A 14,336-nucleotide genomic window follows, 5' to 3' on the forward strand; every position below is an offset into this window, starting at 1 on the left:
TCTGCTGTTTGGTCAGCGCCAGCAACCTGTTAAAACCCGTCATCGAGCGCACACCATAACCTCGCAAAACCTAACATCGGACCGAGTGCGCGGGCCTGGCGCGATGTTGACAAATGTGACGTCGGACGGGCTTGGAGCCTTTAAACCGGCCGGTTTAGAAAGACCAAGCGAGCTGCCAGAGCGGCCATTACCGCAGCGAAGCCATAAGCGCCTAGGCGTTTGGGGATCAAGCCGTTGCGCAGGCGCGCATGAAGCCGTCCGGCGCAAAATCCGAGTAGGGAATGAAACACCAAGGCGATCAGCGCAAGCAGCACACCTAAGAACATCAACTGCAACGTGACGCTGCTGGTGCCGACGGTGACGAATTGCGGTAGGAATACCATGAAGAACAACAGCGCCTTTGGGTTTAACAGGCTGTTGAGCGTGGCTCGGGCCAGGATTTTCCGCAATGAAGCCTGTGTAGGTTGAGTGTCAGTATCCGAAGGGGGAGCCTTCAATGCTTGCCAAGCCAACCCCATCAGATAACAAGCGCCTGCCCACCGCAACAAGTCGAACGCCGGTGCCCAACTCATCACCAGCGCCCCTAGACCCGCGCTAACCAGGACGGTCATCAGCAAATCGGCCAGGGTTATGCCGAGTGCTGCCGCGAGGCCGGCTCGCCAGCCGTGAGCGACTGCGTGGCTGGTGACGATTGCCATGTTGGGGCCTGGCACTATAAGCAGCAGTAAGGCGGCAACAATGAATAGGTAGAGATTAGTAGCGTCTGGCATAGCGCAATACCTCCTTGGATGAGGAGTCATGCTAACCGGTAATGTTTAGGTAGGAGCAGGTACAGCGGCGGGGGGATTTGGGCGGAACAGTCTGGTGCGGAGTGAAGCGGCTCTGAATTTGTAGGCACTTGATGTTCGCTCCTGGCCGATATCTGCCTTTCGCCAATGTCAGCTTTGGGTCGTTCTCAGCCGGTCATGCCCACGAATCGTGCTGGTCAAATCCGATGCAAATGACTGGTCCGGTCGAATGCAAATGGGTGGGCAAGTCCGCGCAATTGCCCACCTCAGCAGTGATCGCAGTTATTTTTGAAGCATGGCCGGATAGGGGTAGACAGAGGTGAACAGCCAGAAACAAGAAAGCCCGCACGACGCGGGCTTCTTGATGTGATTTATAGACTGCTGTAGTACACAGACATTTGAACTGGTAACGTAAGTTGCTGCTTTAATTCGTTATTTGGTTATTCGTATTTTTAAGGGATACACCTGGGGATACACGGCGCTGTCTGCTGGGGTGTTTTTGGCCCGTTTCACGCTGGCTGAAAAAGCCGTCTTGGTTCGTCGCTCTATCCCCGACGAACGGTAACGTCATCGTGACAAACTCGCCCAAGTGCAAAGGTGTGGTCACCACCACTCCTTTGATGGATCAGTCCATAAGTGGCCCGATTATCTCGTTCCTCACTTTTGAGGAGCCATCGCCACACTTTTGCGGCGAGGGTGCTGGCGCCGTGTGGCAGTTCGACCACACAGAGGCATTCTTGCCATTTCCCCGTGCCAGCACCACCCCGGATCAGGGTAGTGGTCATCAAGTTGCGCCAGCCTCAAGTGGTATAGGGAGGGGCTATTTCCGCTCACTGTTTCTTTAAATCGATGCTTATGGTTTTTCTAGCTGCTCAGGTATGAACCCTTGCTCCCTGAGTGACTTGATCACACCTCGAATTAGATAATTGTTAGAAAATCCGATTGTGTACAGCCTCGCGCCTGCGCTTAGCGGTAAAAGCATCCCTTGGTCTACCAGTTTTTTGATCAGGTAAGTCCGTTGATTGCTCGACTGCTGAGGGAGTACGGCAGCTACATCAGCAGATTTTACGACCTTCAATTTTATTGCGGCCGACAGCACTGCCTCTTCCGTCTCAGTGATCCATTCTCGCTCCCGTGCGAAGGCCACAGCAGGGACGAGTATGCATTTGGTCAGATATGCGTAGTCCGTGAGACGATCGACTTTCTCCAGCTCAGTACGAATGCCTTCCAGCACATATGTACACCACTCCTCTAGTCCTTCCTTCGTTCCTTTGTCGGCGGTGGCCAGCATTGCGTAATAGCGCTCACGATCATTACAGAATACGGCCGTAGGATTTAGGACGCGGCCTCCTGTGCTGACGTTGAAACCATATTTCATCAGGAGTGCGTAGGTCAGCAGCCTGACCACGCGACCATTGCCATTGCCGAATGGATGTATCCATCCAAATCTATGGTGAGCGAGTGCGACCTTCATGAGGTCATATTTCGGGGAGTCTTCGTGATTCACGAATTCGACAAGTTCCTGCATATAAGCCTGAACCTGGATGAAATCGGGTGGTAGGTGATCAGACTGGGATATTCTGACACCCCCGCTGCGATAGGCTCCTGGCGTTTTGTCGCCTTCACGAACCAGATCGTCTACGGTCATCGCGTGTAGCTCGCGAATCGTCTGCTCGGTAAGCGCAGCGCCCGGCGTCATGATCTGCTCAATGTAATCCATTGCCTTTTCAATATTGGCAACCTCGCGCAACTGATCAGTGTCCTGGGCCTTACCTTCTACCTTGCTATCTATGTAGTCCGCCAAAGTAGTGTGGTTGCCTTCTATCCGCGCAGAGCCGAGGCTTTCCAGCGCATGGAAAAGCGACTTGAGTTGGTAGAACACCTGCGGCGGCGTATCGCCTTCAAGCCTTAGACGACGCAGATGCTCCAGCTCGCTCAGTACATCGACTAGGTCCGAGTCGAAGGAGGGATTGAGAAGCTCAAGGTCGTGGTGGGTAAACGTAGGCATATAGAAAAATATCTCAAACCGGCCGAAAAGTTATCTTGAAAAAACCCAGGGAGACCACCGTAATTAACGGTATGCGCTTAGCATACGCTAAACATTATCTGGAATTCAGCCTTAAGCTAACTCAAAAATGAGTAATGATTAAGTGAGAAACCTTGGTAGTTAGCGGGGTTTCTACGGCTAGGACGCGCTTTCAGCACGTCGGGATGATGACGCCTCTGAGCGTCGCGATCGGCGTCAGCCTTCAAGGCAGACAGCAATGGCTGACCTCCCATTCCGGTATGGCAGGTACTTGAAAAACTACCGAGGTTCCGGCAGTTCCCTTTTCCGCCTACAAGCGCATTTCCCTGATTACGCGCCTTGGCTCAGTTCCCTGCGAAAGGGCACGCCGGGCGTCCTTGGTGAGCTGGTCGAGCGCTTGCTCCTCGAATGCTGCCGCCATCGCGCTGGCCTTCCTGACGATCAGCAGCGCCAGCTCCGGCGGAAACACCACTTTGTCGGCGGGTAGATAATCACAGTCAATAACGGACACGGCTCTATCCTCGGTGCGCGGTTGATGCTGGCGCCGGAATGAAGCGGGGCCAGCAGATGACCTGCAGATGTTACCAGCGGAACGTGAGCCGCTACCTGGAATCCGGGGGTTGGCCAAGCTGGCGAGCCGACCGGTTTCCGCTCCAGGGTGAATAACTCGTTCACCACCTGCTCCGACCTGCTGTCAGGTCGCTGGACGCCTCGGAAAATACTTGACGAGCATCAAGCACCAGCACGCAACCTTTAACGCTGGCGGCGGCGTATTGCTTGGGCTGCGGACAATTTGCCCGTGGTCTGTCGGCGAAAATCCGTCTAGAGCCTGTCCAGAATCTTGGCGTGCGTCACTACTGCCCCAGGCTCCCGGCGACGGTCAGCTCAGCAATTCCCTGGCGAATGAACACCAGGTTCTCATCGAGCGTTTCGAGAGCGCCGCGCACGTTGTTGGCAATGTCCGCGCGATCCGCGCTGCTCGACCCAGTTGGAAAGCTCCTCCACCGCGGCGCCCAGGGCGAGTTGGTTTTGATTGAGGCGGTCGAACAGGCTGGCGATCAATTTGGTGTCCGTCATGGTGGCTCTCCGTGTTTCGAGGAAGCGTAGCACCGGTGCCTGGAAAACTGTCTGGGGTCTGTCAGGGGTATGAGACGGCAAAGTCCTGTTCTTTGACGGCCCCCGCATGGAGCAAGCCTCAGACGCCCACCCGGCGTGGTTTTGGTCTGATGCCTGTCTCGCGTTCCGTCAAAGTGTGGTCAAAGTAAATGCCGGCGCCAGCGTGGTGGGATCTACACGGTGAGTTGATTTCAACACTCAATGCTGGCGCGATCGTGCGTGCCGGCCAATCGACCCCGCGTCTGGGTTTGGTCTGGGCCTGGCCAGGTTGCCAGTGGAAACCACTGCAAAACGCTGGAAACCACAGTGGAAACCATCGCCTGGAAACCGCTTACATTGGTAACTTCCCGTGGTAACCGCTGGCCGGGTTCGCACCAGGTTCGCGTAAGAGGGGGCGAACCAGAAGTGCGAACCTGTTGCCGGTACGCACCCTGAATGCGTACCAACCGTGCGTAACGAACTGCGTACTTGCTGTGCGCAATTAGCGTACCTAGGTTACGGGCCTTCGTGCGCCCTCAGCTCGTGATATCACTGCGTGAACGGTTGCGTGAAGCCTTGTGACTCTCTCCATTTTTCGAGTGAAATCGGACCACGCGCAGGGCAGTGAAGACGCCGATGATCGGCGCGAGCGCGAATACTCCAAATAGCCAGGCAGCCGCGCTCGACGTGCCGGCGATACCTCCAGGATCACTTAGTCCGGCAACGTTCGCGACCATTCCGGCCAAAGCGGCGCCAAGTGCGGTGGCGAACAACTGTACGGTTGTAATAGACGCGGCAGCCAAATCTTGTTCGCCAGCCGACGCGACTTGAAACACCCGGGTCAGCAGATGTGGCCAGGCTAGCCCCACACCCAATCCGATGGCGATCAGTCCAATGCAGATTGGTGTGAGCGACATCCAACCACCATCGCTTTCCGTTCGCATCAAAACGGTAAGCGCCACCATGCCGGCCGCTCCAAGGATTGGTCCGGCGAGGATCGCGCACTTTATGCCTTTGCCGCTTACCCCAGAGCTTGCGATTGACCCCAGCGTCCATCCAGCGGCCATGAGCGCTGCGAGATAACCTGCGACGAGCGGAGACTGATGGTGGAGGACTTGAAGGAACAGCGGCACGAATATTTCTCCACTGGTCACTGCGACCGCAAGCAGCGACATGGTTGCATATAGCGCTCCCAGTGCCGTTGTGATTCTGAACGCACCGGCTGGTAGCAGCCTATGTCGGGCCCGGTTTTCCGTGGTTATCAGCAGGCCCGTCAGGATGGTGGCGGTGGCCAGGCCGATAATGTTCCAGGAGAGGGTTGGCGAGACGCTGCCGGCCGAAACGGCGAGAACCGCCGCCGTCAGCAGAATGAGCTGGGCGATTGGAAGCGAGGAGTGCTCAGTCCTGTCGGCGTTGCGTTTCGGCAGCACGGCCATTGCCAACAGGGCGAACAGCGCGGCGACTGGGATGAGCGACCAGAACGCCGCACGCCATACGCCGAGCTCAGCGAAAATGCCACCTACAGCAGGCCCGGTTAGCGTTGCTACTCCCCACATGCCGGAGACCAGCGCCATTGCGCGCGGCCATAAGGCTTCACTGAAAACCAGCCGGATCATGGCGTAGGAGAGTGCGAACAGAAAACCACCCCCTAGTCCCTGGACAACACGGCCCGTGAGCATTACAGGCATTGATGGGGCAAACGCGCAGATTAAAGTCCCGATCGCAAACACCAAGGCGGCAATGATGTACGCACCGCGTGGCCCCGCGCTGATAAGCAACCTTGCAGACAGCGCCGAACCTAGGATAGAAGCCGCGACGAACAGCGTGGTATTCCAGGCGTAATAGTCGATGCCGCCGATATCCTCGACCACCGACGGCAGAATCGTGGTGGCAATGTAGACGTTGACGGCGTGGAGGATCACGCCACCTGCTAGTGCGAGCGAGCGTAGTCCATTCGAGCCAGACAGCAGGGTGGCCCAACCCGCCTGTTGCTCGACGTGCGAATGTTGATCAGAGGGAATGTGACGCTTGTCCATGTTAGCTCCACTTCGAGATGTCTCACGCGACAGCGCATGAGGGCTTGCTAAGGCAAGTCGACACTCGTTATAAAACCTCATGTATAGATGAGGTCAAGAGGGGTTAAAAATCCATGATTGATGTGCGCGTGCCTCTATCGGTAGGAGAGTTAGCCCGCCGATGCGGTGTCACAATTGCGACCGTCCACTTCTACGAGGCGAAAGGCCTTATTCAGGGGATGCGGAGCGCGGGAAATCAGCGTCGTTATGCCCGCGATACTCTCCGGCGTATTGCCATCATCAAAGTCGCAAAGCTCGCAGGCATTCCGTTGGCGACCATCAAGGCTGCGCTCGATGAGCTTCCATCCGGACGACCGCTGACGGCAAAGGACTGGACGCATCTCTCCACGATCTGGAGGGATACGCTGACTGAGAGGATTCGAAGCCTCACCCAGCTTCGCGACCAGCTTGACGGCTGTATCGGTTGCGGGTGTCTTTCTATGGACGACTGTCCGCTTCGCAATCCAGGTGATCGTTTAAGTCTGCTCGGAGACGGTGCCGTGTTGCTTGAGAAAGACACCACGCCAGAACATTGAATCGTTTTCGGTTTTGTCGACGGTGAGCGACCACTTTTGGCGGATTCTGTTGAAAAAGTCGGCTTCGGTTTTCACGGCAGAAAAGTTCGCGCCCGAGATTGAAATCTGTGTTTTGGGCAGAAGGTTCACGACTCGGATTTCACGTAGCAGCACGCAAAATCGGTGCTTTTACCCATCAGTTTCCGAGCGTTTTGGACAAACCGACTTTTTCAACAGAATCGGCGGATAGCTGTCACTTATATCTCCCTAACCCTGCGGCCTGTAAACCAATCTTAAGGTTAGTTTGGCGTGCGATCCAACGCGAGTGGTATCCGCGGCGGAGCAGCCTCAAACCTTGGATACCGGAGTGGATACTGGCAGGCTTCGACCCAAAGCTGACATGGAGATATCCCCGGGGCGATTCTTGCCGAAACGACAGAGGCATTAAAAAACACCTAGTAGCGCCCAGCCTCGTTCTTCGGGAAAGTTCCGGCCACTTAATACGAGCTAACGATGGTCGTCTGAAGGAGGGCAACGGGGTTAAGAAAAGAGATCCAAGCCTCGTATGCTTCCTGATGCTTTTTAGCTGCGTCATCCCAATCTGGCCCGGAAATTTTTTTCGAGACCACCATCATCATCATTTTGGTAGTGGCAGCATCAAGCTCAACCAGTAGCTCGTGGGATCTAAACCTAAAATCATCTATGTCGGCCATACACTCACCTTTCGACAGGTCTAGCCGGAGATACCGGGTCGCGCCCATTTCACTAATGACAGGCTCCCAAAGGCAAAGGTTCATTGAGCCTCTGAGTTTCTATTCGGTCTGATTTGAACAGACTGAATTGGCTCGGACTTCTTAGATAGTGAGTGACCGTTTTTAGCCGATTTCTGCCGTTAGGTCAGCGCCAGCGGCCTATCAAAACCCGTCATCGAGCGCGCACCAGAACGTGACAAAACCTGACATCGGATCGAGTGCGGGACCTGGCGCGATGTTGACAAATGTTGACATCGGATCGGTCTGGAGCAGATGACAACGCTCGCGGCCTGTTAGCAAAAGTTAGTCCAAGAGGAAGTTGGCGGGCCCCAAAGCCTGCTGGAAAATATCGCTGCCGGAAGGGGTGTTAGGTTATGCCATTGGCAATGGGAAGCCTCACGACAAAAAGTGTCCCTTGATCTGAGTCAGAGCTGACATCGATTGAGCCGTTATGTGACGCCACGATCTCTGAGGCGATGAACAGGCCGAGCCCCAGCCCCTCCGTCGGTCCGTGATCAATTGCAGCTCTCTGAGAGAAACGCCCCAGAGGGTTAAATATAAACGGGAGTACGTCCTCTGGTATGGGCTCGCCATCGTTAAGGACGGTGAAAATAGCGCAGCCCTCAGAGGTCTCTAACTCCACCGTGATAGGGAGTTGATTATCTCCGTGCTGTACAGCGTTGCTAATTATGTTCGAGAAGACTTGCTCCACTCTGGCACCGTCAAACTGCCCTTGAACTGGAGCTTTCGCTTTGAACAAGATCATTGCCTCAGGATGAAACGCTCGGATTTCTTCGACGACTCGTTCGCAAAGGGGCGAAAGATCTATATTCGCCGGTTTGACAGGTATGCCTGGCCCCATCTGGCAACGTGTCAAATCAAGGAGATCTCCAACAATTTGGCTGGCTCGACGCACGCTTGTATATATCTGATTGGCAACTTTGGTTGCCCTGGCACCGGTCCCTTCTAAGCGCCTCAACACGTCGGCACCCAGCAAGATCGCCCCAAGGGGGGTGCGCAGATCGTGGCCCAGAATGCCTAAAAACACGTTTCGTGACGCCTCAACCGCGCGGGAGTAGCTGGCGACGGATTCTGCGAGAGCCTGATCGATGGCCTCGTGGAAGCGGGTCATGTCGTCGACATTAATCGGCGTGCCGTCCTTAACTTGCCTCATCCACTGACTGACGACGCTCGTTCTCAGTGCTCGATATTCCGACACCATTTGATCAATCGTGAACCCGGCCATTAACCGCGTCATTGCATGAATTTCAGCTGCGGTTTCTTCATCATCTAAAGGGGCTTGGCCTTGAGACTTGGCAGCTTGCTCTCGCTTCGTCTGCTTTGTTCTCAGGTCACTTACTATTGCCCGCAACATCTGTTCAGCATGATCTCGCAAAGCCTCACTATCGAGGTCTGCGCCTGGCGTCTCAATGGTTCTGGCGAAATCTTCCCAAGCCTGCAGAATCGGCTCAAGGTTCTCTAGAATGAAATCGGGCAGGCGCATGTCGGTGATCCTAATTGGAGGCGAGGCAGGTGCCAGCAGGAACGCGAGGCTGCGCAGGTACGGTGTGAGCGGTTCGGGGCAGTGTAGGAGGTTGTCTATAGCTTTTAAAGCTCGACAGGTGTTAGGCCCGCGTTGTCGATGTACATGATCAAAGCGTCACCTGCTTTGACACTAACACTGACCTCTTGAATCCATTGCTTAGAGCACCCCGCCGAAGTATGCGACGAGAGGCTGTGTGATCCAATCGTGAGCCCAAAGTGAGCCATTTCTGTAGCGAAAAAGTCAGCAGCCGGCTTTCCGTCTATCGAAAGGCGGATCGTGCAATCATTTCCTAATGAGGTCGCGCCAACGACGAGGAGAGCGTCAGACCTTTCTGTATAGCCAAAAAGTCGCGCAGGCGGGACAGGCGTGCTCTCGTCCGGAACGGCTGATCCTTTACAGCCCGCCATCAGAGCAAGTGTTACAAGGAAAGTGACGTACTTCATCCGATTCCTCCAGGCTGGGTTTTCGAAAACTCTTTATTGCGGGCTCTAAAGCCCTACTGTTAAAGCTCTCAGCTTTTGCTCTACAACACTGTCAAAATGGTCCGATAGCAGTTCGCAGCGCTCTGTGGACAGGCCGTCACAGCATGTTATTCCCATTATGAATCCCTGGGCTTTAGCGCCACTTTTAACCGCGAGAATCATCGAGCCTGCAAAGTTGATCTCGTGGAGAATTCTCTCAGCCTGCCGCCTTATGGGCTCGGGCAAATCGGTTGTGGTTTCTCTCATGGTCCTTCTCCGCCAGCGCTTACTACCGTTCAACGACAAAGAGGCACCGGTGCCCTCTGAGTGCATGGACCAAAGGATGCTGTAGGAGTTCGCTGGTTTTCATGCCATGCCTTTGTATAGCGCAGACAAGTATTACTATATCGCGGCGGCATTGCATTTTGTGACCTGGCCAACCCATCACCAGGTTAACAATTATCAAGGTTGGCGGGCGTCGGGTGACTCCGTGATGGAGATCACTGTGATAGATGGTAACCAGGTGGGTATCGAGTCACGAGTTGAACGGTAATACACCGTTTACACCGCAGTCATTTCGCAATGCGGGCAACAATGTCGCTGCGGATGAGACCTGCCGCGGCCAAGCTCTGAAGTTTTTTTACCAGCACTCCTCGCTCAATCTTCGACGTTACCGGGTCGACAATTTGATATTGGCGATCGCACCACAGCTCAACTTGACGAAGCCAGAAAGCCTTCACAACGGGCTCTGTGTCCAGCCGTTCCAACAGATATGCCACCTGTTGCCATCCCGGCTTTAATTGAAGTATCGCTTGGCGGCGGGCTGTCGACCGTTCATGCCAGTCCAGATCTAACTTTTCGTCTAATCCCGCGCGCACGGAATTCCATGGTTGTTTGTCTAGCGCCGTCACCGCAGCACCAAACACTTTGTCCGACGGATCATCAAGCGCCTCAAACAGTTCGGGCAATTGGTCATCCCCGAGCAGGCGCACAGCCGCATGCCGCACGGTGGAATAACTAGAACGTAGCGCTTCTGTCAGCCATCGCTCGTCGAGTTCGGCGTTAAGCTCTGCTGCCAGGCCAAGAACACCGAGCCAATCACGTTTCCCTGCGGGCACATCTTGGTTCACCCGTTCTGATAGCACCGCCAGTGTGTCGACGTTATTACGTGGTGCCTCAAAGCGTGCCAGGCTACGGATCGAGGGCGATGCATCCAGCAAGACCTTGCGTAAAAGCGGCCTTGGATTGTCGAGCAATGGGAGCAATGCGCGTAGTACGCAGACCCGCACTTTGGCTCCTGGCTGTGACAGGGCTTCAAGCAGCAATGGCGAAGCTTGCGCAGCTGGCAGCTCCTTGCATGCAGACACGGCTGCTAGCCTTACGGTCAGCTCACGATGGGCCAGGGCGCTACGGAGAAGTGCTTCTGGGGCGGTATTTTTTTCCAGCAAAAGCGCAAACAGATAGCGCGCAGCTTTTCCTTGCCGAGTAAGGAAATTTGCGTAGACCTCATCCTGGATTTCGGGTGACTGTAGTACATCGCATACGGATATTAACGTGGGGCCATGATCGGCTCTCTGCCGCGCAGCCAGCGCCATAAGAGGCTCCAGCGCAAATAGCAACGCTTTAGTCTGCGAGATCGACAGATAGTGATTCATGCCTACTAACGCCAAATCGCGAATCTGTGGAACCCAATCATTCAGCCGATCTATCAAAGCCACTAACGCTTCTGGGGAAAGGTGGCTGCACAATTCCCTAACTGCGACCTCTCGAACGAAACCGTTGTAGTGGGTACTGAGTTCTACCCAGGTTTCTTTACTCTTGGCATTTTTGAGTAGTTCCAAGGCTTCGTTGCGTCGATGTTCAGACCATGAGGAAGCTGGTACTTGTTTGTTCCTCAGTCTATCTAGCCACTTCTGTATGAAAGTCACGCTTCAATCCTTTCTATGCGCTTGTGGGGGGTGTTTTGATAGAGGGTAACCATGCGAGGTGGTTACTTTTAGTGGTTACCAGCGGCCCTGCTAGGTGACCAGCGAAACAGACGATTTGGTCTGAGGAGAAAGGTATAGGGGGATACAAGGAGAGATAGCCAGAAACAAGAAAGCCCGCACGAGGCGGGCTTCTTGAGGTGATTCATAGACTGCTGTAGACATCTATGGATCGGTACTTGGTGGCTACACAGGGACTTGAACCCCGGACCCCAGCATTATGAATGCTATGCTCTAACCAACTGAGCTATGTAGCCAAGTGGCGCGCATTATTCGCGGAGAACGACAAAGCGTCAAGCGTTTTTATTGAATTTTTATCTACGCTTTCAACTGTTTAACGAAAAGCCCTGGCTGGGCCGACGGGTGGCGGGGGATTTGCAGGTCTCCCACAGTTGATCGGCGTTGACGGTCAGGACGTGCGGGGCATGCAGTCGATGGAGCGGTCGACCACGGTTTTGGCCATTTCCAGCAGGTGCCACACGGCGTGGATTTTGGCGCGGTCGTGGGGGGGCAGGTGGTCGCCGCAGTCCAGCACGGTGGCCGAGGCGCTGTGGATCAGGTGGGCGATGTAGAGCTGGGCGTCTTCGAAGCTGAGGTGTTCGTTGACGGCGAGGCAGTCGATGGGCGGGTCGGGGAGTGCTTTGGTCATGGTATAGCTCCTGATTAAGTCAAAAGCCGGCCCCGTCGCGACTAAACGAATGGGTGGCGGCTGTACGCAGGTTAGTCGACCGGCTAATCAGGAAAACCCGGCGCACCCGAAGGTGCCCTGCGCACAGCCACCATAAAACTCATGGAGGTGCATGCGCCTGATTAAGAATCCGGGCGACTAAACCCGATCACTGATTCCAGTGACGGATCGAAGACTAGCCAGCGGTTTCCACAGGCACAAGGCGCCGGGGATTGTCTAGGAAACATCCTTCAAATTAAAGCGATCCACCCTGCTGGCCTTTTACAAAGCATGACCGCAACGTCGTTAGCTCCCTAACGGGATAGCCTTGCCGCGTGTAAAAGTGGCACATTGTCGCACCTGCACCTGTGCATTCCCCCGCTGTACGGAACCCTCTTATGGCTCTTGGCAATTCCCCCGCCGCCGGGCAAACCAGCCCGCTGGTCATGCGGATCATCGGCGCGGTGGCGCTGGCGCATTTGATCAATGACTTGATCCAGTCAGTGCTGCCCTCGATCTATCCGATGCTCAAGGCAAGTTATGGCCTGACGTTCACCCAGGTCGGGCTGATTACCCTGACGTTCCAGCTCACCGCCTCGCTGTTGCAGCCGTGGGTGGGCTATTACACCGATCGGCATCCCCAGCCGTTTCTGTTGCCGTGCGGGATGGTCTGCACCCTGGTGGGGATTGTGATGATGTCCCAGGTCGGCAGCTTCGCGCTGATTTTGCTGGCGGCGGCGTTGATCGGGATCGGTTCGTCGACCTTTCACCCGGAGGCGTCCCGCGTGGCGCGGCTGGCGTCGGGCGGGCGTTATGGCCTGGCACAGTCGACGTTCCAGGTCGGCGGCAACGCGGGCTCGGCGTTCGGCCCGTTGCTGGCGGCGGCGATCATCATTCCGTTCGGCCAGGGCAATGTGGCCTGGTTCGGTCTGTTCGCGGTCTTTGCGCTGGTGCTGCTGTATGCGATCAGCCGTTGGTATCGCACGCACTTGAGCCTGTTCACGCTCAAGGCCGGCCAGGCGGCGACGCATGGGCTGTCGAAACAACGCGTGATGGGGGCGCTGGTGGTGCTGGGGCTGCTGGTGTTTTCCAAGTACTTCTACATGGCGAGCATCACCAGCTACTTCACGTTTTACCTGATCGAGAAGTTCGACCTGTCGGTGGCCAGCTCGCAGTTGCACCTGTTCCTGTTCCTCGGCGCGGTGGCGGCGGGGACGTTCTTTGGCGGGCCGATTGGCGACCGGATCGGGCGTAAGGCGGTGATCTGGTTTTCGATCCTTGGCGCGGCGCCGTTCACGTTGTTGATGCCCCATGTGGACCTGTTCTGGACCAGCGTGCTCAGCGTGATTATCGGCTTCGTCCTGGCCTCGGCCTTCTCGGCGATTGTGGTGTACGCGCAGGAGTTGGTGCCGGGCAATGTGGGGATGATCGCCGGGGTGTTCTTCGGGCTGATGTTCGGTTTTGGCGGGATCGGTGCGGCGCTGTTGGGGCACCTGGCGGATAGTCGCGGCATCGAGTACGTGTACCGGCTATGCGCGTTCTTGCCGCTGTTCGGGCTGCTGGCGATCTTGCTGCCGCGCACGAAAAAGGCTTGATACGGTTGGGCAGATATCCCTCTCGCCCAACGGTTGCCAGCGAGGCTGGACTACGGTTGTAACGGGGTGCGCGTGGCGCGCTTTAGGTGTTCGCGCGCCCGTGACAGGCGTGAGCGCACGGTGCCGATCGGAATGTCGAGGGCGTCGGCGGTGTCCTGATAGCTGCCGTCGGTTTCCAGCGAGGCGTACAGCGTTTTGCGCATCTCGGTGGGCAGGTCCTTGATGGCGACCAGGGTTTTTTCCAGGCGGCGGTTGACCTCGAACTCCCAATCCAGGTTCTGGCTGTCTTCCTGGCCGTGCCACAGCGCTTCATCGAATTCGCAATGCACCGGTTTGGCATACATGCGCCGGAAGTGGTTGCGGATCAGGTTTTGCGCAATGCCGCACATCCAAGTGCTTAGGGTTGCCTGGCCGCTAAAGCGCTCCCTGTTGCGCCAGGCCTCCAGGTAGGTCAACTGCAGAATATCGTCCGCATCTTCCGGGTTGAGTACGCGCTTGTGTATGAAGCGCCGGAGCTTCTTTTGCTGATCGTCCGTCAGGTGGAGCATGAATTGAGGCGAGCCGCCAACAAGGTGAGCTAAAGCACCAATAGGGATATCCATGATTTTTTCCTCAGGGTGGACGCGATCGAAATGGTTTCGATGGGAACCCCTTTAGCACCGGCTGTGCCAATCAGAAAAAAATCACAAGCTGTTGTTTTGTATGAATAAATATTTTTTGTTTGGAGGGTTTTGTGCGGTTTTTTGCAAAAGCCCAGGTAGGGTTGTGCCGGTAATTTCAAAACCGCGCATGGGGGAAATTTGTTGGAACCGTAAAGCCTGCGTTTGCCAC

13 protein-coding genes and 1 tRNA gene are annotated in these 14,336 nt (G+C 55.7%); 2 read left to right on the forward strand and 12 right to left on the reverse strand.

Going from position 1 to position 14,336, the window contains the following annotated elements:
* Positions 1-140 precede the first annotated feature (140 nt).
* The 5 genes from ACP7CJ_RS14740 to ACP7CJ_RS14760 form a co-directional block, all read right to left on the reverse strand.
* Positions 141-770 (reverse strand): LysE family translocator, encoded by a 630-nt coding sequence (locus ACP7CJ_RS14740; protein WP_276196387.1) that lies wholly within the window; start codon positions 768-770, stop codon positions 141-143.
* Between the two features lie 871 nt (positions 771-1,641).
* Positions 1,642-2,796, reverse strand: coding sequence for a Fic family protein (locus tag ACP7CJ_RS14745; RefSeq protein ID WP_426100797.1), 1,155 nt, complete (start codon positions 2,794-2,796; stop codon positions 1,642-1,644).
* Positions 2,797-3,124: 328 nt separating this feature from the next.
* Positions 3,125-3,325: a hypothetical protein gene (locus tag ACP7CJ_RS14750; protein WP_308934754.1), complete on the reverse strand. Its 201-nt coding sequence runs from the start codon at positions 3,323-3,325 to the stop codon at positions 3,125-3,127.
* Positions 3,326-3,732: 407 nt separating this feature from the next.
* Positions 3,733-3,891: a hypothetical protein gene (locus ACP7CJ_RS14755; RefSeq protein ID WP_426100795.1), complete on the reverse strand. Its 159-nt coding sequence runs from the start codon at positions 3,889-3,891 to the stop codon at positions 3,733-3,735.
* Between the two features lie 554 nt (positions 3,892-4,445).
* The gene (locus ACP7CJ_RS14760) at positions 4,446-5,945 is read right to left on the reverse strand and encodes an MFS transporter (protein ID WP_426100793.1); all 1,500 of its coding nucleotides are present in this window, start codon (positions 5,943-5,945) and stop codon (positions 4,446-4,448) included.
* A 113-nt stretch (positions 5,946-6,058) separates the two neighbouring features.
* Between ACP7CJ_RS14760 and soxR the strand changes: the two genes are divergently transcribed.
* Positions 6,059-6,520: a redox-sensitive transcriptional activator SoxR gene (soxR, locus tag ACP7CJ_RS14765; protein WP_426100791.1), complete on the forward strand. Its 462-nt coding sequence runs from the start codon at positions 6,059-6,061 to the stop codon at positions 6,518-6,520.
* 476 nt (positions 6,521-6,996) lie between these two features.
* Here soxR and ACP7CJ_RS14770 read toward each other — a convergent pair whose 3' ends face one another.
* The 6 genes from ACP7CJ_RS14770 to ACP7CJ_RS14795 form a co-directional block, all read right to left on the reverse strand.
* Entirely contained in the window at positions 6,997-7,212 is a 216-nt protein-coding gene (locus ACP7CJ_RS14770) for a hypothetical protein (protein WP_426100789.1), read from the reverse strand.
* Between the two features lie 406 nt (positions 7,213-7,618).
* Positions 7,619-8,755 (reverse strand): ATP-binding protein, encoded by a 1,137-nt coding sequence (locus ACP7CJ_RS14775; RefSeq protein ID WP_426100787.1) that lies wholly within the window; start codon positions 8,753-8,755, stop codon positions 7,619-7,621.
* Positions 8,756-8,859: 104 nt separating this feature from the next.
* Positions 8,860-9,240 (reverse strand): hypothetical protein, encoded by a 381-nt coding sequence (locus ACP7CJ_RS14780; protein WP_426100785.1) that lies wholly within the window; start codon positions 9,238-9,240, stop codon positions 8,860-8,862.
* 590 nt (positions 9,241-9,830) lie between these two features.
* Positions 9,831-11,186 (reverse strand): PBS lyase, encoded by a 1,356-nt coding sequence (locus ACP7CJ_RS14785; protein WP_426100783.1) that lies wholly within the window; start codon positions 11,184-11,186, stop codon positions 9,831-9,833.
* 237 nt (positions 11,187-11,423) lie between these two features.
* A tRNA-Met gene (locus tag ACP7CJ_RS14790) sits at positions 11,424-11,500 on the reverse strand.
* Positions 11,501-11,652: 152 nt separating this feature from the next.
* Positions 11,653-11,892 (reverse strand): hypothetical protein, encoded by a 240-nt coding sequence (locus tag ACP7CJ_RS14795; protein ID WP_247405696.1) that lies wholly within the window; start codon positions 11,890-11,892, stop codon positions 11,653-11,655.
* A 416-nt stretch (positions 11,893-12,308) separates the two neighbouring features.
* On the opposite strand from ACP7CJ_RS14795, the gene ACP7CJ_RS14800 reads away from it, so the two are divergent.
* The gene (locus tag ACP7CJ_RS14800; RefSeq protein WP_426100781.1) at positions 12,309-13,505 is read left to right on the forward strand and encodes an MFS transporter; all 1,197 of its coding nucleotides are present in this window, start codon (positions 12,309-12,311) and stop codon (positions 13,503-13,505) included.
* Positions 13,506-13,555: 50 nt separating this feature from the next.
* Here the strand turns inward: ACP7CJ_RS14800 and ACP7CJ_RS14805 are convergent, their stop codons facing one another.
* A complete protein-coding gene (locus ACP7CJ_RS14805; protein WP_253393287.1) occupies positions 13,556-14,107 on the reverse strand; it encodes an RNA polymerase sigma factor in 552 nt (183 codons plus the stop codon).
* Positions 14,108-14,336: the final 229 nt, after the last annotated feature.

This window comes from Pseudomonas sp. PSPC3-2 (assembly GCF_049897085.1).
In the GTDB taxonomy this organism is placed as follows: domain Bacteria; phylum Pseudomonadota; class Gammaproteobacteria; order Pseudomonadales; family Pseudomonadaceae; genus Aquipseudomonas; species Aquipseudomonas paraveronii.

Coding starts and splice junctions, on each gene's coding strand:
- ACP7CJ_RS14745 (WP_426100797.1), bottom strand. CDS start 2,796: ATGCCTACGTTTACCCACCACGACCTTGAGCTTCTCAATCCCTCCTTC.
- ACP7CJ_RS14770 (WP_426100789.1), bottom strand. CDS start 7,212: ATGGCCGACATAGATGATTTTAGGTTTAGATCCCACGAGCTACTGGTT.
- ACP7CJ_RS14795 (WP_247405696.1), bottom strand. CDS start 11,892: ATGACCAAAGCACTCCCCGACCCGCCCATCGACTGCCTCGCCGTCAAC.
- ACP7CJ_RS14760 (WP_426100793.1), bottom strand. CDS start 5,945: ATGGACAAGCGTCACATTCCCTCTGATCAACATTCGCACGTCGAGCAA.
- ACP7CJ_RS14780 (WP_426100785.1), bottom strand. CDS start 9,240: ATGAAGTACGTCACTTTCCTTGTAACACTTGCTCTGATGGCGGGCTGT.
- soxR (WP_426100791.1), top strand. CDS start 6,059: ATGATTGATGTGCGCGTGCCTCTATCGGTAGGAGAGTTAGCCCGCCGA.
- ACP7CJ_RS14805 (WP_253393287.1), bottom strand. CDS start 14,107: ATGGATATCCCTATTGGTGCTTTAGCTCACCTTGTTGGCGGCTCGCCT.
- ACP7CJ_RS14775 (WP_426100787.1), bottom strand. CDS start 8,755: ATGCGCCTGCCCGATTTCATTCTAGAGAACCTTGAGCCGATTCTGCAG.
- ACP7CJ_RS14800 (WP_426100781.1), top strand. CDS start 12,309: ATGGCTCTTGGCAATTCCCCCGCCGCCGGGCAAACCAGCCCGCTGGTC.
- ACP7CJ_RS14740 (WP_276196387.1), bottom strand. CDS start 770: ATGCCAGACGCTACTAATCTCTACCTATTCATTGTTGCCGCCTTACTG.
- ACP7CJ_RS14755 (WP_426100795.1), bottom strand. CDS start 3,891: ATGACGGACACCAAATTGATCGCCAGCCTGTTCGACCGCCTCAATCAA.